21 protein-coding genes are annotated in these 20,464 nt (G+C 56.5%); 10 read left to right on the forward strand and 11 right to left on the reverse strand.

The window, feature by feature from the left end; genetic code table 11:
• Window positions 1-14: 14 nt before the first annotated feature.
• Window positions 15-1,022: a tagatose 1,6-diphosphate aldolase gene (locus tag GSQ86_RS17655; RefSeq protein ID WP_371720679.1), complete on the reverse strand. Its 1,008-nt coding sequence runs from the start codon at window positions 1,020-1,022 to the stop codon at window positions 15-17.
• A gap of 138 nt (window positions 1,023-1,160) precedes the next feature.
• Window positions 1,161-2,309, reverse strand: a complete 1,149-nt coding sequence (locus GSQ86_RS17660) for a nucleotidyltransferase family protein (RefSeq protein ID WP_158751234.1) — start codon at window positions 2,307-2,309, stop codon at window positions 1,161-1,163.
• 276 nt (window positions 2,310-2,585) lie between these two features.
• Between GSQ86_RS17660 and GSQ86_RS17665 the strand changes: the two genes are divergently transcribed.
• Both GSQ86_RS17665 and GSQ86_RS17670 read left to right on the forward strand, forming a co-directional pair.
• Window positions 2,586-3,038: a PqqD family protein gene (locus tag GSQ86_RS17665; protein WP_158751235.1), complete on the forward strand. Its 453-nt coding sequence runs from the start codon at window positions 2,586-2,588 to the stop codon at window positions 3,036-3,038.
• A 188-nt stretch (window positions 3,039-3,226) separates the two neighbouring features.
• Window positions 3,227-4,012 (forward strand): hypothetical protein, encoded by a 786-nt coding sequence (locus GSQ86_RS17670; RefSeq protein WP_158751236.1) that lies wholly within the window; start codon window positions 3,227-3,229, stop codon window positions 4,010-4,012.
• A gap of 56 nt (window positions 4,013-4,068) precedes the next feature.
• Here GSQ86_RS17670 and rph read toward each other — a convergent pair whose 3' ends face one another.
• A complete protein-coding gene (gene rph / locus GSQ86_RS17675; RefSeq protein ID WP_158751238.1) occupies window positions 4,069-4,815 on the reverse strand; it encodes a ribonuclease PH in 747 nt (248 codons plus the stop codon).
• Between the two features lie 332 nt (window positions 4,816-5,147).
• Here rph and GSQ86_RS17680 point away from each other — a divergent pair, with 332 nt between their 5' ends.
• Genes GSQ86_RS17680 through GSQ86_RS17690 form a run of 3 tightly spaced genes read left to right on the forward strand, consistent with a single transcriptional unit; the run spans window position 5,148 to window position 6,269 of the window.
• Entirely contained in the window at window positions 5,148-5,666 is a 519-nt protein-coding gene (locus GSQ86_RS17680) for a hypothetical protein (RefSeq protein ID WP_158751239.1), read from the forward strand.
• Window positions 5,608-5,748 carry a helix-turn-helix domain-containing protein gene (locus tag GSQ86_RS17685; protein ID WP_254062465.1) on the forward strand — a complete coding sequence of 47 codons (141 nt, stop codon included), beginning with the start codon at window positions 5,608-5,610 and terminating at the stop codon, window positions 5,746-5,748. The genes GSQ86_RS17680 and GSQ86_RS17685 overlap by 59 nt, the downstream gene beginning before the upstream one ends.
• Window positions 5,745-6,269, forward strand: a complete 525-nt coding sequence (locus tag GSQ86_RS17690) for a hypothetical protein (RefSeq protein WP_216841191.1) — start codon at window positions 5,745-5,747, stop codon at window positions 6,267-6,269. Before GSQ86_RS17685 ends, GSQ86_RS17690 begins: the two co-directional genes overlap by 4 nt.
• 120 nt (window positions 6,270-6,389) lie before the next feature.
• On the opposite strand, the gene GSQ86_RS17695 is transcribed toward GSQ86_RS17690, so the two are convergent.
• The 4 genes from GSQ86_RS17695 to GSQ86_RS17710 all read right to left on the reverse strand — a co-directional run bounded on the left by GSQ86_RS17695 (window position 6,390) and on the right by GSQ86_RS17710 (window position 11,762).
• Entirely contained in the window at window positions 6,390-7,625 is a 1,236-nt protein-coding gene (locus tag GSQ86_RS17695; RefSeq protein WP_158751243.1) for a VWA domain-containing protein, read from the reverse strand.
• A 47-nt stretch (window positions 7,626-7,672) separates the two neighbouring features.
• Entirely contained in the window at window positions 7,673-7,963 is a 291-nt protein-coding gene (locus GSQ86_RS17700) for a hypothetical protein (RefSeq protein WP_158751245.1), read from the reverse strand.
• 611 nt (window positions 7,964-8,574) lie between these two features.
• Window positions 8,575-8,910 (reverse strand): cupin domain-containing protein, encoded by a 336-nt coding sequence (locus GSQ86_RS17705; protein WP_158751246.1) that lies wholly within the window; start codon window positions 8,908-8,910, stop codon window positions 8,575-8,577.
• A 230-nt stretch (window positions 8,911-9,140) separates the two neighbouring features.
• Window positions 9,141-11,762 (reverse strand): ABC transporter permease, encoded by a 2,622-nt coding sequence (locus GSQ86_RS17710; protein ID WP_254062466.1) that lies wholly within the window; start codon window positions 11,760-11,762, stop codon window positions 9,141-9,143.
• 141 nt (window positions 11,763-11,903) lie between these two features.
• On the opposite strand from GSQ86_RS17710, the gene GSQ86_RS17715 reads away from it, so the two are divergent.
• On the forward strand, window positions 11,904-12,314 hold the full coding sequence (locus tag GSQ86_RS17715) for a BlaI/MecI/CopY family transcriptional regulator (RefSeq protein WP_158751247.1): 411 nt from the start codon (window positions 11,904-11,906) through the stop codon (window positions 12,312-12,314).
• Window positions 12,314-14,119: a M56 family metallopeptidase gene (locus GSQ86_RS17720; protein ID WP_158751249.1), complete on the forward strand. Its 1,806-nt coding sequence runs from the start codon at window positions 12,314-12,316 to the stop codon at window positions 14,117-14,119. Before GSQ86_RS17715 ends, GSQ86_RS17720 begins: the two co-directional genes overlap by 1 nt.
• 46 nt (window positions 14,120-14,165) lie before the next feature.
• On the opposite strand, the gene GSQ86_RS17725 is transcribed toward GSQ86_RS17720, so the two are convergent.
• A complete protein-coding gene (locus tag GSQ86_RS17725; RefSeq protein WP_158751250.1) occupies window positions 14,166-14,993 on the reverse strand; it encodes a hypothetical protein in 828 nt (275 codons plus the stop codon).
• A 247-nt stretch (window positions 14,994-15,240) separates the two neighbouring features.
• Between GSQ86_RS17725 and GSQ86_RS17730 the strand changes: the two genes are divergently transcribed.
• Window positions 15,241-16,125: a D-hexose-6-phosphate mutarotase gene (locus GSQ86_RS17730; RefSeq protein WP_216841192.1), complete on the forward strand. Its 885-nt coding sequence runs from the start codon at window positions 15,241-15,243 to the stop codon at window positions 16,123-16,125.
• Between the two features lie 70 nt (window positions 16,126-16,195).
• Window positions 16,196-17,200 (forward strand): hypothetical protein, encoded by a 1,005-nt coding sequence (locus tag GSQ86_RS17735; protein WP_254062467.1) that lies wholly within the window; start codon window positions 16,196-16,198, stop codon window positions 17,198-17,200.
• On the opposite strand, the gene GSQ86_RS17740 is transcribed toward GSQ86_RS17735, so the two are convergent.
• From GSQ86_RS17740 to GSQ86_RS17750, 3 genes are all read right to left on the reverse strand, one after another.
• The gene (locus GSQ86_RS17740; protein ID WP_158751253.1) at window positions 17,197-18,717 is read right to left on the reverse strand and encodes a magnesium chelatase; all 1,521 of its coding nucleotides are present in this window, start codon (window positions 18,715-18,717) and stop codon (window positions 17,197-17,199) included. The two genes, GSQ86_RS17735 and GSQ86_RS17740, sit on opposite strands and share 4 nt — an antisense overlap.
• Window positions 18,718-18,785: 68 nt before the next feature.
• Window positions 18,786-19,391, reverse strand: coding sequence for an LON peptidase substrate-binding domain-containing protein (locus GSQ86_RS17745; protein WP_158751255.1), 606 nt, complete (start codon window positions 19,389-19,391; stop codon window positions 18,786-18,788).
• Between the two features lie 101 nt (window positions 19,392-19,492).
• Entirely contained in the window at window positions 19,493-19,810 is a 318-nt protein-coding gene (locus GSQ86_RS17750; RefSeq protein ID WP_158751257.1) for a tetratricopeptide repeat protein, read from the reverse strand.
• Between the two features lie 134 nt (window positions 19,811-19,944).
• On the opposite strand from GSQ86_RS17750, the gene GSQ86_RS17755 reads away from it, so the two are divergent.
• A complete protein-coding gene (locus GSQ86_RS17755; protein ID WP_158751259.1) occupies window positions 19,945-20,460 on the forward strand; it encodes an acyl-CoA thioesterase in 516 nt (171 codons plus the stop codon).
• Window positions 20,461-20,464: the final 4 nt, after the last annotated feature.

Genomic DNA, 20,464 nt, shown 5'->3' on the forward strand with positions numbered 1-20,464 from the left:
CTTTTGATTTGTTTCTAGACCAGGGCTTCAGCCTTCACGTCGACCTTGTCGTACCAGGAGTGTGCTGCCTTGAGAGCAGTGTTGACGTTCTCAATGTTCTTCACGCCTTCGGTGTTGAGCCAGTCTTCAAATGCCTTTGCGCCCTGTTTGGCGTAAACGGCGATGCCGTCCTTCCAGGTGGCGCGGCCGCAGAGTACGCCGTTGAAGCTGGTGCCGCTTTCGGCAGCCAGTTCCAGCGTCTCAATGAAGACGGGATTGGAAACGCCGGCCGAGAGATAGATGAACGGCTTGTGCGTGGAAGAAGCAGCGATGCGGAAGTGGTCCAGGGCTTCGGCACGGGTGTAGGCCTGCTCGCCCTTGAACGCCTTGGTTCCGGCAACGAACTCCATCTGGATCGGCACTTCGACCTTCAGTACATCCACGCCGTAGCGGGACTTGCCAAACTCTTCCATCGAGCCAGTCACGATCTCGGGCTTGCGCTTCGCGTAACCGATACCCTTTTCGTCCTCGCCATGCACGTCGTAGCCCACGGTTTCAAGGAAGAAGGGAATGTCGTGCGCGACGCACTCATCACCGATGCGCTCAACCCATGCATGTTTGTGGTCGTTGATCGAGGACTTTTCGAATGGGGTGTAGTAGAGCAGGATCTTAATGCAATCCGCGCCCGCTTCCTTCAGACGGCGTACCGACCATACGTCGAGTAGATCGGGCAGACGGCCAGGCAGAGCTGCATCGTAGCCGGTTTTTTCATAGGCAAGCAGCAGGCCCTTGCCATTACGCTTCTTCGAAGCTGGCAGACCGAACTCAGGATCGAGCAGGATGGCGGAGGCGTGCTTGGTCAGCACTTCGGTGACAAGAACCTTGAACTCTTCGAGAGCGGAGTCCGGCATCTCGGCAACGCCCTTTTCCTTCGCAAGCGACTTCTTCAGCGAGCCGCGCTGATCCATGGCAGCTGCGGCAATTACTCCGCGTTCATTGGAAACTGATTTGAGGCCGGCCAGCTTGCCGGGCGTCAATTTGATAGACATCGTAAATTCTCCTGCTTTTTTTTTGATCTTTTGAGTTTCGGGAATTTCCTAAAGAGTCTCACGGATGATTTTAACCCAGGACCATGAAGGCCGGGCATGAGGTCTGGGATGTCGCGAAATTCGGGCCTGCAACTACCTGGCTGAACGGTCAAAGAAAATACGCAAAGGGCGTATCAGGTAGTAGAGGGGATAAAGCAGTTTCGGCAGCGCGACGGATGCATAATCTTTTTCGCTTGGCCGCAGAAAATCAAGCGACAGGAAAAAAAGTAAGCGGTCATGAAAGTCGAGCAATTGGAGGTTATAGGGGGTTCTGCCGGGCGGCGTACTGCCCGCGGCATCAAACAGGTTTTTCTCCATATGCTCTGCCAGCGCGCACGCAGTTTGATCTGATTCAAACAGCTGTAGGGCGAATGTAGGAACTGTGACTCCGGCAACTCGCTGTGCCAGCAACACTCCCAATGCCAGAGCACGCCATAGCCCCTGCTGCTTCGCTTCACGGATGGTTTCCTGCCAATCGAGCTCTGGAGATGAGCTGATAAGTTGAGCAACATCGCAGATCCAGATGAGCCGCGACCATACGTGCTTGCATCCGTGCATGCAGAGCACCAGCAATGTGGTTTCTGCGCTCATATCAGGAACCTCGGCTCCAGCCAGTATCGTGCTTCTTCGCTGCGGCCAAATCCAATCCATGCCGAGATCACGGCGAAACCTCGGCTGTGTGAGTTCAAGTCGCCAGCGGAGTTCGAGAATCATCCCATCCGCTTCGCGTTCGAAATGGTATTCGTAGTAGTCCGACAGAATTGGATCGCCGTCATCGCGCACGGGAGTTTGCAGTACGTAACCTCGCTCCTGCAGCAGAGCAGCAGCGCGCTTCAGGTCGCGGCGGTGGATGAGGATATCCAGATCGCCGGCGGGGCGCAGCGAGAGATCGTGATAAGCCGATGCCGCCAGCACCGGCCCCTTGAAGGGTATTGCCTGAATCTCTTCGCGCTCAAATGTGTGGAGTACAGCGATCAGCTCCGCCGCATTTGCCAGGCTATGAAAGATGTTGCGCTGATATTCGGACTGCAGGCGTTGCTGCACGCTGTCCGGGAGTGCGGCGCCAAGGCTGCCAAGCTGTGAGAAGAGCATCGGCAGTATGCGATGTTCCTCTGCCAGAGCGATGACAGAATCCCAGTCGGCGATATTTTCTGCGAGGCTGCGAAGCTGAAATGCGGAGGTGATGTGTGGATAACGCGCTGAAGCGCGCAACAAATTATTGTCATCGAGACAAGGAGTCATCCATTCCGCCAAGATGCTATCGCGGAGTTCACACAGGCGCACGCTTTGCAATGGTCGCGTTTCATGGGCTACGCGGCAATTTTACTGCAGCTACCCAGCTGGGAGGTTGCAGCAAATTGCAACACTGAGCAGCTAAAAAGTACTAACGGACGGATTACCAGAAAGTCATCGGAGATTACCAAGAGGCGTGCTGCAAGCGCGGTGCACTCATGTACACTTCGCACACAAACAACTGCGGATGACCCCTACCGCTGAACTTCTGAAGAAGAGGTCAACATGCAAGTAGAACGTATTAACTCTGATGCCTTGGCAGTAAACAGTTTGCCTGATGGTTCCCGGGTCATTTTCGATCATGCGAATGAGGTGGTTGTTGCTCTGAATGCGACTGCAGGTGCAGCCTGGGACGCATGCAGTGAGCCAACGACCTTATCTGGCGTAACGGAAAAGATGCGGCAGTCTCTGGATCCGGCAATTACGGAAGAGCTGGTCGAAGATGCGATCCTGCAATTGCAGGAAAAGAATCTGGTAAAAACCGCAGGACAACAGGCCAACCGCCGCCAATTTATTGCTTCGCTTGGCGCCATTGCTCTGCCCCTGGTTGTGTCTTTGCCTATTTCAGAACAGAAGGCCTATGCTGCGCGGGCACGTTCTGGTCCAACAAAGCCACTTCCGCCAAAAGATCATCACGATAATCCGATCCAATGGCTTTTGGGCTTGCTCGGGTTGTGAGATAAGGGCAAGTCAAGCGATATCTCGCACCGCGTAACTCGGCGTGTGTCTGCCAGTAAGCGCTGAGGATGATTTTTTACTTTTTTTGCCCCCGAAAAATAAGTCGCGTTGTTGCGGCTGCCGCGGATTTGTGCGCCAGCATTTGCATCAACCATAACCCCCAAAGAAAGACGAGGGAATTCATACATATGCCTTGTGCTTATGGCTTCCGGGTTCGCGCCTTCGCCTGCGATATTCAGGTCGAAGCGACGCAGCCTGAGGTGTATGCGATCCTGAAGCGCTATGTTTTTCCATCTCTACCGAAACACGAAAGGTCTGTGGAACTGGCCGATCTATTGATCCACGTAGGCGTTGCGGAAGACCAGTTCGAGTTGCGTGTAAATGATATGGCCGTGGCAACCGCTGTGGATCCATTACTTCTCGTACCTGATGTCATACGTGCGCTGGATGAGGCTGTGCTGCAGCGTCTGACCACAATGCGGGCAGTGCATGCAGGCGTGGTCCAGTGGGGTGATCGTGTATTACTGCTTCCTGGCATCACGCATGCCGGGAAATCTTCTTTGGTGGCGGAACTGCTGCGGCGTGGTGCGACCTATTTTTCCGACGAATACGCACTGATTGATGCAGAAGGGCTGGTGCATCCGTATCCACGACCCTTACTCGTGCGCAATGGCCGTCCGGATCAGTCGCCGATGCTGGCGGGAGAGTGCAACGCCCCTGTGGGCTTTGTTCCGGCGCCGGTGGGTTGGGTCCTGTCAGTCACTTACGGCTCAACGTCTGAGTGGAGCATTACGGAGATTCCCCAGAGTATTGGCTTGCTTGCACTCTTGGGCAACACGCCACACGCCCTGTCAGAGTCTCCTGAGCTAGTCGATGTTTTTGGGCGCGCCATCGCAGGCGCCAGCTGCTATGCCGGCAAACGAAATGAGGCGGCTCACGCGGTCGATCATATCCTGCGATTGATTGCCGCGTGAGGCAAGGCCGCTGTTCTTGGCTGTATGCAGATTAAGCCGGTTCTTTCGAGGCCAGACTATACCGCGTCCCGCAACAGGACCTTCTGCGCAGCTAACAATTGCTCAATGCCTCGGGCCGCATAGTCCATCATCTCCAGCATGCGACTGCGTGCAAAAGGAGTGCGCTCCGCCGTTGCCTGCACTTCGACGAGGCCGCCATCTTCAGTCATAACGACGTTCATATCGACTTCGGCCTGTGAGTCTTCTTCATAGGCAAGATCGAGCAATACTGTTTCTTCCACAATGCCAACGCTGGTGGCGGCAACCAACTGCTGCAAGGGTGAGCGAGGCAAGGCTCCCGTAGCGACCATGCGGTTGAGAGCAATCCCTAAAGCAGCGCACGCGCCGGTAATGGCAGCTGTCCGCGTCCCTCCATCTGCCTGCAGCACATCGCAATCAAGAATGATGGTGCGCTCACCCAAGGCTTTCATGTCCACAACCGCGCGCAGTGATCGGCCAATCAGCCGCTGGATCTCATGGGTGCGGCCTCCGACCTTTCCTCTTTCCGATTCGCGAGCAGTCCGTGTGAGTGTAGCCCGGGGCAGCATGCCGTATTCTGCAGTGACCCAGCCGCGCCCGCTATTGCGCAACCACGACGGAACACCCTGTTCGATCGTGGCATTACACAAAACACGGGTGTTGCCCAGTTCAATCAAGACGGACCCCTCAGCGACGGCGACATAGTGAGGAATGAGACGGAGCGAGCGCAAAGCATCGGCTGCTCGCTCGGCGGAACGATAGAAGGTTTTCGATAGGTCGGGCATCGCTCCATTGTAAGCAAGTGGAGACGTGGCAATTTCTTTTCGTCTTCGGAACGCGGCGCCCCCTCGACTGGAAATTCTATTTTGGGACGTCGATATGACCGTCCCAAAATAGGCCACGGCGTAACACTCTTAAATTCAATAGTTATGCGAACTCAAGGCTGAGATGTTCTGTTTTGGGAAAATCTCGGACGGATGTTTATAGCACCGTACCAAGCCGATTTCTCTGCAACTTGTTTATTTTAAGCGATTTACTGAATTCTTCCGATTTGGAACGCGACGTGTATTAGAGAGAGATAGGCGCAACAATTTGTTGCATGAAGGTGAGCTCGATTATGCCCGTTCCAGCCCGAAACCACCAGAACCATAAAGCTCTTCAGCCCGTTCCACTGCCAGATACGCAGACTGCGTTGGAAATCCAGGAACCGTTTGCAGCAATTGCCCACGATGCCCGCAACGTTGTAGCCGCATTGCAGATTTATTCTGATTTGCTGGCTGAACCCGGGGTCTTGTCCGACGGTTACCGTCATTTCGCAAGCGACCTGAGGACTATTGTGGCCAGCAGTTCAGGATTGGTCCAGAAGTTGACCATGCTGAGCGGACCCGATAAGTCTCTTCCGCAGGGCACGGAGATCGACGATCTCCCGCTCGCCGTAGAGCGCATGAAAGGTCCTCTGAGTGCGCTCGCTGGCCAAAACATCGCACTTGAGATGGAATGCCTGCCGGCTTACGGCCGCATTCGTCTCTCAGAAGAAGATCTGGCTCGCATCCTCATCAACCTCACGCACGCTGCCATTGGCGGAACTCGAGCGGCAGGCGATTCTTGGAGCCCTAAAGCAGCTGCAGGGAGATAAGCTTGCGGCGGCGAAGCTGCTCGGTATTGGCAAGACAACGATGTACCGCAAGCTTAAGGAATATGGGCTGAGCGAAGCTTGAGCAAATTACATAAGGGGATTTCCATGCAGAGCATGCTGATGATTACTTCGATTCTTGGTGCGGATAACTGCGCCGCGGTGCTGGCCAGCCAACTGGGCTTTTCGGTGGAGATTGTAGCAAGCCGCAGAGAGGGACTTGCACGGCTTCGGCGTCACGAATATACGCTCGTCGTTGTCGACGATGCCATTGCCGAATCTGATCCGGAAGGTGCGGAACTTCTCTGGAAGCATGCCGGACTGGCGGTTCCGATGCAGATCAATTTTGCCATCTCCGGTACTACCCGGCTGGTGCGTGAGATCCGCGCTGTGCTGGCACGGCGCGAGCAGGAGCAGGCGCTGGCCATGCGCGCGGCCGCTGTCGCTGTCGAGAGCGAGCTGCGTGACACGGTGACTGGCCTGATTCTTCATTCGCAGCTTGCTTTGACGGAGCCTTCGATCTCGCCGGAGTTGCTGGCGAAGCTGAAGACGGTGGCAGAGCTGGCGGGAAACTTGCAGCAGCGGCTGGGGCATTCGATGAATTAGTGCCCTATTGTGAGCCGTCAGGCTGACAAAGAGTCTTAGCGTTTTCTGCGCGAAGCTTCTGGATGGCTATGCCTCACGAAATACTCAGAGGCAGAATGACGTCGCTCTTTTATATCGGCCTCAGTGGATCGTCTTCATCTTGCGCTGCATGTAGTCCATGAGCAGGTATTCGCCGAGGTTTTGCGGCGTGGTGAAGTAGGCTTTGCCGCGGCACATCTGCGTGATGCGCTGCACGAACTGCACCAGGCCGAAGTCGGAGGCGAGCATGAAGGTGTTGATCATGATGCCTTTGCGCTTGCAGTGCGAGACCTCTTCGAGCGTTTCGCTGACGACGAGCGGGTCGAGGCCGAAGGCGTTCTTGTAGATGCGTCCGTCGGGCAAGGTGAGGGCCGAGGGCTTGCCGTCGGTGATCATCACGATCTGCTTCATGTCCTTCTTCTGGCGGTCCAACACTCGCTGGGCTACGCGTAGTCCTTCGCGGGTGTTGGTGTAGTACGGGCCGACTTTAACTCGCGCCAGTTGTGAGACTGGCATCTCTTCGGCTGAGTCGTGGAAGAGCACGAGCGAGAGCGAATCGCCGGGATATTGGGTGCGGATGAGGTGCGAGAGCGCCATGGCCACCCGCTTTGCCGGGGTGAAGCGGTCTTCGCCGTAAAGAATCATGGAGTGCGAGCAGTCGAGCATGACGACGGTGGCGCAGGAGCTTTGGTATTCGCACTGATGGACTTGCAGGTCGCTGTACTCCATGTTGAGGGGTAGCGAGATACCTTCGCGGGCGATGGCGGAAGTGAGCGTGGCCACAGTATCGAGGTTCAGGGTGTCGCCGAATTCATACTGCCGCGAGGCGCCGCTGGCTTCAATGCCGGTAGCCATGTGGCGGGTATCGTGACGTCCGTAGTTCGACTTGCCGAGCGAACCGAGAAGATCGCGCAAAGTTTTATAGCCAAGGAAATCGAGACTTTTATCTGTAACCTCGAAACGCACCTGGCTTTCGTTTTCTCCGACTTGTCCCGAAGATGACGAAGACTGCGAGGGATCGCGCGGCTGCTCCATGGAAATGTAGTTTTCCTGCTCCATGCGCTGGATGAGCTGCTCGATCAGCTCGTCCAACTCGCCCTCGGCGGACATTTCATCAATCTGGTCCTGCATCTGCTGGTCAAATAGCTCACCGGATTCGAGCGCCCTCTTCAGGGCGTCGCGCAGCGCATCCATGGTGTGATCGAGATCATTGAATTCCATCCAGGGATTCTGGAAGCCGGAGTCGAGCAGGTAGTCGGATAGGGCGTTGAGCAGGTCTTCCATGCTCATCTCGCCGGCCAGGCCGCCTTCGTACTTGGTGTAGCGGATGCGCTTCATGGAGTTAGTCTGCGCCTTGTCCGAGCGGGACGCAAATCAGAGTGGGTTTACAGAGTATTGGACATGATCTGGAGCAAGGTGAGGAGCGTTTGGGCGCGGTAGACGCTGATGGTGTCGTCGGCGAGGGCGTAGATGGTTTGCGAGAGGACGTACTGCAGCTCCTGGCGGGTGGTGATATCGGGAAGGGCACCGAGGAGCAGGGTGGGACGGACGCGATGTGGGCGCGGAGCATGGCGCTTATGTCCGGGGGCGTGGTGCTGGCAGTGCGGCCTGCTTCGCAGGGCGATGGCTTGGCACTTGTTTCCGTTCGAGAGAATGTGCTGGCATTCCGGGACCATGGTTCTCCTTATCCCCCTTTGGGGGAGGGGTTCTCTATATTACTGAAAATAATGGGTTTGTTTTGAGTTCGATGTAAGTATATGAATTGTTTCGGGTTATGGCTATGTGTTTGATTCTGTTCGTGTTTTCTTTCCAGATCAGGTTAAGCGGATATATATTCTTCGTTCCCACCCTTTCGCAAAGTGCGCGAAGGATGGGGCACCCATTTCGTGCGCTTAAGCAAGGTAAGCTCGGTGCTTCTACCTTCTACGTGGTAATAACAACGGCTTTCATTAGAGATGAATGTTGATGCGCTCTGTGTTACGGGCCTTGCTGCGCAAGGCTTCGCACCTGCGGTGCGGGTCCATTCGACTCCGCTACGCTTCGCTCAGGATGACGGCAATTTTCTTCGATAGGTGCTTGTGCTGCAAAAACAAAAAAGCCTGCCGAGATGGCAGGCTTTTTCTCCTATTTCTATTTTACTGAATCTGCCTATAATTCTCTGCCAAATTAGCTTGATTATTTGGCTTTTAGAATGTGTTACTTCGCAACTATTTTGTGGTGAGGGGCTTGACAGAAATTTCCGGGTCTGCGGAATCCTGAAGACATTTGATCTGCAATCAATTCGCTCTCAGGCTGCGACAGTTTCAGAGTGTGCCAACTCGAAGGTGAGGTTTACGGATCTCTCTCCAACCGGGCGGGTGCGATGGCGGACGCCGCGAGGGATGGTAAGCAATTGGCCGGGATCAAGCTCGAGCGATCCGCTTTCAAATTCGATGGACAGTCGCCCTTCGATCACTAGAAACGTCTCGTCGGAGTTTGGATGAGAATGCCAGTGATAGGGTTCTGTCATCGTGGCAATGCGGACGACATGGTCATTGATCCTGGCAATTGGATGATTGTCGTATCCGGAATGGGTCGAAGATTCTGCTTTCAGCGTGATGATTTCTGGAAGGTTTCCATTCATGCTCGATCCTCGCGTTCTCGTTTTGATGCCAGCCTTTCGCTGCGGAATGCCTTCTTCGAACTCATCGTTTCTTCAGAATGACGGTTCTTAATCAGTTGAGCTGGATATTTCCTTCTTTCCCACCCTTTCGCAAAGTGCGCGAAAGGATGGGGCACCCATATGTTGCACCCATTTACTGCGCCCATTTACTGCATCCATTTACTGCATCCATTTACTGCATCCATTTACTGCTATTCGTTTCTGAGCGCGTCCATGGGCTCGACGCTGGCTGCGCGCTGGGAGGGGATCAGGGCGGCCAGAAATGCGGCTGCCGCCAGAAGCAGTGTTGCGCTGGCCAGGATCAGGGGGTTCCAGGGGCGCACGTAGAAGAGCTGGGTTGCCATGGCGTGTCCGGCGGCAATGGCTGCGGGAATACCGATGGCCAGTCCGATGCCTACCTGCAGGAAGGCTCCGCGCATCACCATCTTTACGACTGACATTCTGTCAGCGCCGAGGGCCATGCGGATGCCGATCTCATTCGTGCGCTGGGCCACGGAATAGGATGTGACGCCGTAGAGGCCGATAGCGGCGAGGATGAGCGCCAATCCGCCGAAGAGGGAAGTCAGCCGGGAGATGAGAGCCTGCTGAGAAAAATCGGAGCGCAGGATCTCGTCGTAAGTTTCCATTTGCTCGATAGTCAGGTTGGGATCGATTTCGGCCAGCGCCTGGCGCACTGTAGCTCCTACGCCGGAGGGATTGCCGGGTACCCAGACGACGATATTCGACAGGTAGTGGGTGCGCGTCTCTCCGTTGATCTCGGCGGGCGTGTCCCACACGACAGATTGCGTCTCAGGGACGAAGTACATGGGGCTGATGGGCTCGTTCATATTCCAAGGCAGGTAACGGATGTCAGCTGAGACGCCGACGATCTCGTAATCTGCGGCGTGCTTCATCTCCTGCTGGCCGAAATGCCTACCGATCGGGTTTTCTCCCTTAAAGAACTTTTTTACGAAAGCCTCATTGACGACGGCGACACGCTGCGAGGACGCGGTGTCCTGCTCGGTGATGGGCCGCCCCATAATGATGCGATTGCCGATGGTGCTGAAAAATCCGGGCGTGATGCGTGAATCCATCGCGTTGTAGTCGTCATTTCCGCGTGGCTCGGGCTTCCCTTCAATGCGAATGGAGTTGTTCCAGTTCGAGTTGCTGAGAGGCGCGTAAAGAGTGATGGCTGCGCTGCGTACGCCAGGTATGCGGCGGATGCGCTCCTGGATGCGCTCATAGAGGTTTTCGAGCTGATCTTCCCTGTATCCGGCGATGAGGGGATCGATCCAGACGACGGATCGATCTCGGGTGTCGAAGCCGAAGTTCTGATGCTGCATATTGCGCAGGCTCTGAGCCAGCATGACAGCCGCGCTGAGCAGCACCAGCGAAAGCCCCGCCTGCGTGATGACCAAAGCTTTTTGCGGGAGCGAGGTTTTGGCTGCGACGGAGCGGCTCGCACCGCGCAGCGCATCCAGCGGCTCGGCGCGGGAGCTGACCCAGGCGGGGGCTATGCCAAAGAAGATTCCGGTGAGCAGGGAGACGCCAAGCGCGAAGAGAAGCACCGGGAACGATGGCGCGGCTTCAATCGGCACGTAGCTGTTGGGATCGGTGAAGGCGAGCTTGAGAATCATGCTGGTTCCGGCGTAGGCGATCATGAGGCCGGCGGCTCCTCCGAATAAGCCGAGCAATACGCTTTCGACCAGAGCCTTCTTCACCATCTGCAGGCGCGATGCGCCAAGGGCCATACGGATGGAGGTCTGCTGCTTGCCTGCGAGTCCACGCGCGAGCATGAGGTTGGCGAGGTTGGCACAGGCAATGAGCAGCACGCAGCCGGATGCGATGAGCAGCAGGGTGAGGCCGGATTGATACGATTCGCGCATCTGGGTGACGCCAGCGCCGCCGGGCGTGAGGTGAAGCGCCTGTTTCGGCAGATACTCTTTTTCCTGCGCTGACATGTCCGCGATGTGGCTCATCTGCCATTCGCGGAGCTCGAGCTTTAACTGCGCCTCAAGCGCCTTCGGGTCGGTGCCGGAGCGGACCCGGCCGAGCACATTGAGCCAGTTTGAATTGGGCTGCTTGAGCAATGAGCTGGTTCCCTGAAGATATGGCTCGTCGGAGAGCGGTACCCAGAAATCGGGGCTTCCCCAGCTGCGCAGCTCGCCGCCGAAGAATCCGGGCGGAGCGATGCCGACGATAACGAAGGGCTTGCTGTTGATCTGAAAGGTGGCGCCGATGACGGAGGGGTCGCTGCCGTACTTCGTCTGCCAGACGTGATAGCTCATGACGGCTACGGGCGAAGCTCCTTCGCGGTCGTCAGTCTCAGTGAGGACGCGGCCTGCCCAGGGGCCAACGCCGAAGGTGCGGAAGTAGTTTCCGGAGACGAATTCGCCGTTCCGCAGCTCTGCCGGCTGCTGGCTGCCGGCTCGGCGCACTCCGAGGCCGGCGGTGCCGCCTTGAAATGCTGCGAGATCGGCGAAGGCGGGTGTGTGATCGCGGAAGTGTTTGTAGAGGTCATTGGAGAAGATAGAGTACTCTTCCCACTGCGTGTATCCGCCCCACATGCAGCAGTGCACCTTGTCGCCGATGCGGTAGAGCTCCTGTGGTTTGGTGACGGGCAGCGATTTGAGCAGCACGGCATGGACGAGGGTGAAGATTGCGGTGGTGGCTCCGATGCCGAGGGCCAGCGTCAGCACGGCTGTCAGTGTGAATCCCGGAGACTTCCGTAATTGCCTCAGTGCGAATTTCAAGTTCGCCAACATTTTGGCTCCCTTCGTGCTGCGTTCATCGTTCAGGCATGCCGGATGCCAGACGTGCTGCAATGAAAACACGGCGGTTATCGAGACGGAGCAGCCCCCCGATTGTCCGAAACTGCGACGATGGTGTCCATAACCGAACAAATTTTTCGAAGCCGGATAAGCCAAAAAAATTCCTATTGCACGACTCAGTTATATGTTACTGTGAGTAACATTATGGACGGTAACACTACACACGGTCACGATCCGGCAGAGCTGGGCGAGCTGGAACTGAGCATGATGCAGCTGATATGGCAGCATGCGGCGGAAGAAGGAGCGATCAGCGCGGAGCAGGTGCGCGAAGAGCTGGGGCGTCCGCTGAAGGATTCGACGATCCGCACGGTGCTGCGGCGCCTGGAAGAAAAGGGCTACCTGACGCATACCGTGGAGGGGCGCACATTTTTGTATCGGCCCTCGGAGGCGCGGCAGAAGGTAGCGGGGCGCGCGGTGAAGCGGATCATCGACTGGTTCTGCGATGGATCGGTGGAAGCTCTGCTGGTGGGGATGGTGGATTCCGAGGTTCTGGATCAGAAGGAATTGCAACGGCTGGCGGACCGCATTGCAGCGGCAAAGAAAGGGAGGAAGTGATGACGGCATGGATGTTGGAGTCGGCTCTTCGCGCTTTGATGATGGGCGCGGTCGTATGGACGGGCATCAAGCTGCTGCGAGTGCGCGATGTAGTGGTGCAGAAAACGGCGTGGGTGCTGGTGCTGGTCGCGTCTATAGCGATGCCTGCATTGATGCGATGGAGCGTGCTGCAGAGCAAGGCCCCGGTTGTGGTGCCGGTGAGGGCCGTGGCTGCGCCGGAGATGCAAAAGCCGCTGCCGGCAATGATTGAACCTGCAAAACAAGCTGCAAGAGAGATCACTCTGCTGCCTTCGTATACGGATGCGATGACGCCGGTGCAGCGCTGGAGCGCGAGCCAATGGAAAAGCATGGTGGTGCCGGGATATATAGCTGTCAGCGCGATTCTGCTGCTGCGGTTGATGATTGGGCTGATTGCGGCTGGCCGCATCCGGCGGCGCGCGGAGGATGCTTCGGTCCTGCTTGATCCGCGGTCGACGGTGCGTATCAGCGGTGATATTGAGACGCCGGTGACGATCGGGTCGGCGATTGTGCTGCCGGAGTCATATGAGGAGTGGGACAAGCACAAGCTGCGGATGGTTCTGGCGCATGAGCGTTCGCACGTGAGGCAGGGAGATTTTTATCTGCAGCTGGCCGCTGGGGTGTATGCGGCGATTTTCTGGTTCAATCCGCTGAGCTGGTGGCTTAAGAAGGAGATTGCCGATCTGGGCGAAGCGATCAGCGATCGCGCTGCTCTTGCGGAGGCGGCGAGCCGCGCGACGTATGCCGAGGTGCTGGTGGAGTTTGCTGCGATTCGGCGCAAGCCGCTGGCTGGCGTAGCGATGGCGCGGTCTGGGAATCTGCGGCGGCGGGTAGATCGGCTGCTGGTAGAGCAGAAATTTCGCAGCGCATTCACTCCATGCAGATGGCATCTGGCTGCGGCTGCGGCGCTGGTTCCGGTGGCGCTGGTGATTGCGGTGACGCTGGTGCGGGTACAGACGGCAGAGGCGATGCAGGCTCCGGAGAAGATGACGCCGGTAGCGCGGGCGGTGACGAAGGCTGTGGCGGAGATCCCGGTTGCGCCGGTTTTGCATTCGCCTGTTCACGCGATGGCTGCCGCGCAGACGAAGCCTGTCCAGCCGCCGGTAGAGGTGCAGGAGTTTACCGGAGACGATGACAACTCCTATGCGATAGTAACGGGCGATTCTACGAGCAGGATTGGCTCGTGGCACTCGGGCGATTCGTTCGACCAGTTGAAGAGCAAGATGCATGGGGATTACATCTGGGTTGAGCGTGATGGGAAGTCGTATGTGATTGACGATCCCGCGCTGGTGTCACAGGCGAAGGACTACTTCAAGCCGATGGAAGAGCTTGGACGGCGTCAGGGGGAACTCGGCAAACAGCAGGGAGAGCTGGGAAAAGAACAGGCGCGGCTGGGCGAGATGGAAGCAGGTGTAAGCGGACCGCCGCCTGATCTTTCGAAGGAGCTGGCCGAGGCACAGCAGGCGCTAAAGAAGCTGCAGGAAGCAAAGGTTGACCAGCAACTGAAGCAGGAGGATATGAGCGATATCCAAGGCAAGCTTGCCGATGTGCAGGCAAAGCTGGCAGAGGCGCAGGGCAAATTTGGCGATGCGCAGGCGAAGCTTGGGGAGAAACAGGCAGAGTTCGGTGAGCAGCAGGCCAAGCTCGGTGAAAAGCAGGCAGCCCTGGGGCAGCAGCAGGCGGCCCTCGGGGAACAGCAGGCACAACTCGCACATGCAGCCACGCAGAAGGTGAAAGCCTTGATTGACAATGCTTTTCAGAGTGGAAAGGCGCGGCCGATACAGTGAGGCCAGCCCCGCGTCTGCATGGAGGCGCGGGGCTTCTTTTTCCAAGCTATTGATAGAGGCGAGCTTTGGCGATTGCGATTTTTTCGAGCGCGGCACGGCGCTTGTCTCCATACAGCTGAAGCGCGGCGTTGTCTGACGACTTGACCGTGTCATTTACCTTCATTACTCCGTCTATCCACTCCCGCAGACTCTTCGTTTCAGAGGCCGTACCAAGATTCGTGATCTTCGGATCGTTATCGAAAAACTGCAACTGCTGCCATTCACCGGCTTCGTGATTGACCCAGGAGATGTAGCCGTTGGGAAGAATCTGTCGCGGCGCCTTCAGCGCTCCGGTGAAGCTGTAGCGCGTTCCCGGTGTCTCGAGGGGATCGTAGAAGCGCGGCGTGATGAAATCTGAGACGACGACGCCATTGATGGTGTAACCGTACTTGTCGTCTTCGCATGGGTCGCAGGCTTCGACGAGATAACCGAACTGTCCGGTGCCATCGACGATTTTCTTTCCATCGATTTCGATGGCGACGGAAGACTGCATGCGGTTGCCGTAGGGATCGACGAGCATCTCGAGGACCTCATGGCTGGCGTCGATGGTCCATTCCGCGCTTTCAGGGCTGGCGATGACCTTCGCATAAGGCTGCTTGTGCTTATCAAGATGAAAGCCACCTTCGCCGGGCGGCAGGGTCTTCACGAGCTGCACCGGCCATACGCCTGCGGGAATCTTTTTTGGATCGGGCAGGTAGAGCACGGTAGCAGAGACCTGCCAGAACTGCGGCAGATCGCGGGTGACCTGAATATTCAGGGCGGCGGAAACGGACTGCACTAATTCGGGATTGAGGCTTCCGGTGGTATCCACCAGCCCCACTTGAATGACTGACATGACGAAACTCCTCGGCAAATAGAGTGAAAGACTTGATGTTCACTCGCCTGGCTTTCGAGGGAGTCGGAGAAGCGCGAACGGGAAGGCAGGCGATCGAATGCTCGGAACAATATCACTTGCGGAAAAAACCGGACAGGTCTTTTTGCCGCTGCTGGATTAGTGAAATTCGATCTCGAAGTGTTTCACTCAATCTACAGCACTCCCGGCTTACAATCGATCCATGCCAACGATGCCAACATTTGAAGAATTGAACGAACGTTTCGCTATTGAGGGCGCTGTGCGAGTGATTGCGGGAGAGGCAGGACTGCCTAAAATACAGATCCACACTCCTGCGGCGGAAGCTGATCTTTATTTACATGGCGCGCAGGTCACGTCCTGGCGTCCGGCAGGCGAGGAAGAGGTAATTTTCCTGAGTGGTGCTTCCCGTTTCGAGGATGGCAGGGCCATTCGTGGCGGCATTCCGATTTGCTTTCCGTGGTTTCGCTCGAAGGCGGACGATGCGAAAGCTCCAGCGCATGGTTTTGTGCGCACGAAAACATGGCAGCTCGATTCGATTTCGCAGAATGGCCACGATCTAGTGGTTGAGCTTTCGACCGAAAGCGACGAATCGACCCAACGGTGGTGGCCGCATGCATTCCACACCGTCTATCGCGTTACGGCAGGCAGTGCACTCAAGCTGGAATTGATTGTGACGAATACGGGCACGGAATTTCTTCAATTTGAAGAGGCTTTGCACACCTATCATCGGGTGGGCGATGCCGAGAAGATTCGCGTCTCAGGGCTGGATGGCGTGAAGTATCTCGACAACACGGATGCAAATCGCGAGAAGACGCAGGAGGGCGATGTCATCATGACAAAGCCGGTGGATAACGCGTATCTCAACACAACCGGTACTCTTACATTAATCGATCCGGTATTGAAGCGGCGCATCGAGATTGCAAAGGAGCACTCGCTGACGACGGTGGTGTGGAATCCGTGGGAAAGCGGGGCGAAGGCGCTCGCCGATCTGGGAGATGACGCGTGGAAGCAGATGGCTTGCGTGGAAGCCTGCAATATTCTTAGCTATGCTGTGACGCTTGCACCCGGTGAACGGCACGCGATGACAGCGACTATCAAAGTCTTCTCCGAGTAGTAAAAATATCCCGAATAAAGAAAGCTCTTCGCCTATGAACTTACAATCGGCCCGCACGGGAATGCGTTGCATGCTGTTATCGCTTCTGCTTCTGCCTGCATTCTCAAACTCTTTTGCAGCCTCGTCTTCCTGCGACAACATTCCTCATGCGGATCATCCAAAAGCTTCGCTCACGAATGGAGATATCAACGCTGTCGTCTTCCTGCCTGATCCGGCGAAGGGATATTACCGCTCTACTCGCTTTGACTGGGCGGGAGTAATTCCATGCCTGTCATATAAGGGCCACACATACTGGGGCGAATGGTTTCATACCTTCGATCCACTGGTGAATGATTCAATCACGGGGCCGGTCGAAGAATTTCGCTCAGAAGATGGAGCGCTCGGTTATGCTGCAGCCAAGCCGGGCGAGCTTTTCGTGAAGGTAGGCGTCGGGACGCTTCGTAAACTCGAAGACAAGCCGTACAAATTCGGCACTGCATATCCGTTGGTGGATACGGGGAAGTGGACGGTCAAGACGAGCAAGCGCTCCGTTCGCTTTCAGCAGACGCTCCAGTCGCCTATCGGCTTCGCTTATGTCTATACCAAGACGGTGCAGCTCGATAAACACGGTGCTGTGCTCTCGCTGGAGCATGAGCTGAAAAATACCGGATCGAAGGCGATCGTGACCGACGTGTACGACCATGATTTTTTTATGCTCGACGGGCAGCCGACCGGTCCGGGAATGACGGTCCGTTTTCGCTTCAACCCTGCCAGCAAGCCATCGCCTGACAATTCTTTCGATCCATCGATGGCGAAGATGGAGGGGAATGAGATTGGCTATCTGAAAGAGCTGCAGACTGGACAAACGGTGTCGACGTACATTACTGGATATTCGGATAAGGCATCGGACTACGACATTACTGTTGAGAACGCCAACACTGGCGCGGGCGTGGAACAGACATCGGATTCGCCGATCGCCAAGTTTTATCTGTGGTCGATTCGCAGCACCATTTCACCGGAGGCCTATATTCATCTGGACGTGCCGCCGGGAAAGACGCAAAGCTGGCAGATTCATTACCGTTTCTTCACGCGCTAGTTGAAGCCACGACGCGTGCGGCGCTGCGTACCCCACTCGTCGGCTTCGCGCTCTGGTTCACGATCGGGGCGGCCGGTATTGCGTGCCTTATCCTGCGCCGCAAAGCCGCGCTCTTCGGTCCGGCTGAGGCGATGGTGAGCGTACATGCCTTCGAGCAGGAATTCAGCGGCTGCGACGAGATGCTCCGGATCGGAGCTGCCCTTAATCTTCAACGGCGAAAGCTTTTCGGTGAGTCCCTGAATCTGTTTCAGCTCTGCGGCGATGGCGCCGGAAGATTGATCGTCATCGAACTTGATGGTTCCACCGAGATTGAACCACTGCTCGATCTGCTGCGTGTTCGTCTCGTTAAAGTAGTTGTCGTAGATTTTTCCGATGGCCACGCGCAGGATCTCGCGCACGACGGTGTCGGCTCCGCGCATCTCGCCTTCATACTCAAGCTCGAGCTTGCCGGTGATGCCAGGGAGCGCTGCGTACAGATCGCTGATACGCGGCAGGATCAGCGTTTCGCCGTGCATCAAGGCCCGGCGCTCGGCGCTGGAGATGATGAGATCCAGAGTGGAGATGGGCAGACGCTGGCTGACGCCGCTGCGCTTGTCGACTTTCTTGTCTTCGCGCGCTGAGAAGGCGACCTGCTCTACGAGCTCGCGCATGTATTGTGGGATTTCGAGCTTGCCGAGTCCGCGATCGGTCCATGTTTCCTGCGCAGTGATGGCGATGCCTTCTTCGATCGTTTCCGGATAGTGCGTGCGGATTTCCGAACCGATGCGGTCTTTGAGTGGAGTAACGATCTTGCCGCGTGCGGTGTAGTCTTCGGGATTTGCGCTGAAGACGAGAGCGACATCGAGGGCGAGGCGCACGGGATAACCCTTAATCTGCACGTCGCCTTCCTGCATGATATTGAAGAGGGCGACCTGAATTTTTCCGGCGAGATCGGGAAGTTCATTGATGGCGAAGATGCCTCGATTGGCGCGGGGCAGCAGGCCGTAGTGCATGGTCAGCTCGCTCGATAAATCCTGGCCGCCGCGCGCAGCCTTGATGGGATCGAGATCGCCAATGAGGTCTGCGACGGTTACATCAGGCGTAGCGAGTTTCTCGACGTAGCGTTCATGGCGGGTCATCCAGGCGATGGGTGTCGCATCACCTTTTGCTGCAATCAGGTCGCGGCTGCTTTTGCTCAGAGGATGGTAAGGATTATCGCGTATCTCGGAGCCGGCGATGTATGGAGCATGTTCGTCGAGGAGCGCTGTCAATGCGCGCAGGATGCGGCTCTTTGCCTGTCCGCGAAGGCCGAGCAGGATGAAATTCTGCTTCGATAAAACTGCGTTCACGATTTGCGGAACGACCGTATCTTCATAGCCGACGATGCCGGGGAAGATGGTCTCCCGTGCCTTCAGCCGCGCAATGAGGTTTTCGCGTAACTCATCCTTTACACTGCGGGTCTTGAGTCGCGCTTCAGAATAGGCTGTGCTCTTGCGAAGTTCTCCAAGCGTTTGCGGCAGCTGCTGGCTAGTCGGCATCGTGACTCCTGTGCATAGTATGACTGGTTTTTCGATGAGATGTAATGTGAGTCAGATTCAGACCCGAGCTACATAATGTGTCCGTTGCCTTGCGCTACTTTGCTGGTATGCGCACCCGTACGCAGCTTCGGCAGCATGGTTTGATAGAAGTCGCAGAGCCTCCGCGTTCGTTCTTCGTCCGAGCGAAGGCCAAGCAGTTGCTGCTTGAATCCGAGATCGGCGGGGAGTGCCCAGGCGAGTTGAAAGGCGATCGGCATATCCAGGTCGATGTGGGAAGGCTGATGCTCCATACCTGCCAGCTCCAGCACCTCAAAGTGCAGCGCTACACATTCTTCGCGCATATGCCGCGTAGATTCCTGTCCGTCGTCGCTGAAGAAATCGACCTCGGCCTGGAGGAAGTCGCGTGAGTTGTCGAGCAACTCGATCTCGAAGCGGTCGTTACCCACACACAGAATATCGAGACGCTGGTCGTCATACTCATGCAGCACCCGCACGATTCTGGCCATGCAGCCGATGACGGCTAATCCTTCGCGTTGTGCTCGCACAACGCCGAAGGGGCTTTGATCGGCGAGACATTCCCCAATCATTTCCTTGTAACGCTCCTCGAAGATGTGCAGAGGCAGCGGGGTACCCGGAAAGAGAACGACATCCAGCGGGAATAGGGGGACCTTCATGATTTCGTTATTATGCGCGTTTTGTGTGGTGTCAAGGCAGGCCGGCAGAGCTTTGTTTTGATGTGCTGCCATTCCTGACCGATTGTTTGCGTGGGAAGAATTTACGCCTGTAGCTCCAATTCGTCGAGCATGGCCTGCATCTCACTCAATGCGTGCTGGTTGCCTGTGCGCCGGGCACTGGCGATGCCGTCGGTGAGCTGCGATTTCGCTTCGCCGGTACGTCCTGCCTTTGCCAGCGTTTGCGCTGCCATGAAATATCCAGCGGTGTAGTCGGGGTGATCGGCGAGCAGACGCTGAAACTCCTTGAGCGACGTGTCTACGTTTCCCTGGGTGGCGTATTCCATAGCCAGGCCATAACGGGCGAAGGCGTTGGTGGGGTCCTGCGTGAGAATTTCAGTAAGCGCTGCGATCTTATCCATTGCTTCGATTATTTCGCGGGTGGAGCGGGGAAGCAAACGGCGCGCTGGTTGATTAAATCCGCGCGATTGCCGAAACTGATAGAAGCCACACGCAACGATGTCGATTGCCAGGGGCGGGGAAAGGTAAGTAATTGATGAATTCTTCCGGGCACTCACTTCCCGTGCGCACGATCGCCGAATCGCAATCGGAGATGACCGAGCTGATTTTGCCGAATGATACGAATACGCTGGGCAATCTGCTGGGCGGGCGGCTGATGCACTTTATCGACCTGGTGGGAGCAATGGCCGCTTATCGTCACTCGCGCACGCATGTCGTCACTGCTTCGATGGACCACATTGATTTCATCGCGCCCGTCCATGTGGGCGATTTGCTGATTCTGAAATCGTCGCTCAATCGCGCCTTCAATACTTCGATGGAAGTGGGCGTAAAGGTGTGGGTGGAGAACACGATTGCGGGCACGCATCGTCATGTCGCTTCGGCGTACCTCACATTTGTGGCAGTCGATTCGCAAGGACGCCGTGTTCCTGTTCCGGGCCTTGCGCCGGATACGGAAGAAGAGAAGCGCCGCTTTGAAGATGCTGGCCGCCGCCGGGAGCTGCGCCAGAAGGAACTTGGGCACAAGCGCGCGAAGACGCCGACCATAGTTTAGTTGG

The organism is Acidobacterium sp. S8 (assembly GCF_009765985.1).
Taxonomy (GTDB): Bacteria; Acidobacteriota; Terriglobia; order Terriglobales; family Acidobacteriaceae; genus Alloacidobacterium.

Excerpts from the sequence above, each read along its gene's own strand:
- GSQ86_RS17660 (WP_158751234.1), bottom strand. The coding sequence starts at position 2,309 with ATGACTCCTTGTCTCGATGACAATAATTTGTTGCGCGCTTCAGCGCGT.
- GSQ86_RS17665 (WP_158751235.1), top strand. The coding sequence starts at position 2,586 with ATGCAAGTAGAACGTATTAACTCTGATGCCTTGGCAGTAAACAGTTTG.
- GSQ86_RS17670 (WP_158751236.1), top strand. The coding sequence starts at position 3,227 with ATGCCTTGTGCTTATGGCTTCCGGGTTCGCGCCTTCGCCTGCGATATT.
- rph (WP_158751238.1), bottom strand. The coding sequence starts at position 4,815 with ATGCCCGACCTATCGAAAACCTTCTATCGTTCCGCCGAGCGAGCAGCC.
- GSQ86_RS17680 (WP_158751239.1), top strand. The coding sequence starts at position 5,148 with ATGCCCGTTCCAGCCCGAAACCACCAGAACCATAAAGCTCTTCAGCCC.
- GSQ86_RS17695 (WP_158751243.1), bottom strand. The coding sequence starts at position 7,625 with ATGAAGCGCATCCGCTACACCAAGTACGAAGGCGGCCTGGCCGGCGAG.
- GSQ86_RS17700 (WP_158751245.1), bottom strand. The coding sequence starts at position 7,963 with ATGGTCCCGGAATGCCAGCACATTCTCTCGAACGGAAACAAGTGCCAA.
- GSQ86_RS17705 (WP_158751246.1), bottom strand. The coding sequence starts at position 8,910 with ATGAATGGAAACCTTCCAGAAATCATCACGCTGAAAGCAGAATCTTCG.
- GSQ86_RS17715 (WP_158751247.1), top strand. The coding sequence starts at position 11,904 with ATGGACGGTAACACTACACACGGTCACGATCCGGCAGAGCTGGGCGAG.
- GSQ86_RS17720 (WP_158751249.1), top strand. The coding sequence starts at position 12,314 with ATGACGGCATGGATGTTGGAGTCGGCTCTTCGCGCTTTGATGATGGGC.
- GSQ86_RS17725 (WP_158751250.1), bottom strand. The coding sequence starts at position 14,993 with ATGTCAGTCATTCAAGTGGGGCTGGTGGATACCACCGGAAGCCTCAAT.
- GSQ86_RS17735 (WP_254062467.1), top strand. The coding sequence starts at position 16,196 with ATGCTGTTATCGCTTCTGCTTCTGCCTGCATTCTCAAACTCTTTTGCA.
- GSQ86_RS17740 (WP_158751253.1), bottom strand. The coding sequence starts at position 18,717 with ATGCCGACTAGCCAGCAGCTGCCGCAAACGCTTGGAGAACTTCGCAAG.
- GSQ86_RS17745 (WP_158751255.1), bottom strand. The coding sequence starts at position 19,391 with ATGAAGGTCCCCCTATTCCCGCTGGATGTCGTTCTCTTTCCGGGTACC.
- GSQ86_RS17750 (WP_158751257.1), bottom strand. The coding sequence starts at position 19,810 with ATGGATAAGATCGCAGCGCTTACTGAAATTCTCACGCAGGACCCCACC.
- GSQ86_RS17755 (WP_158751259.1), top strand. The coding sequence starts at position 19,945 with ATGAATTCTTCCGGGCACTCACTTCCCGTGCGCACGATCGCCGAATCG.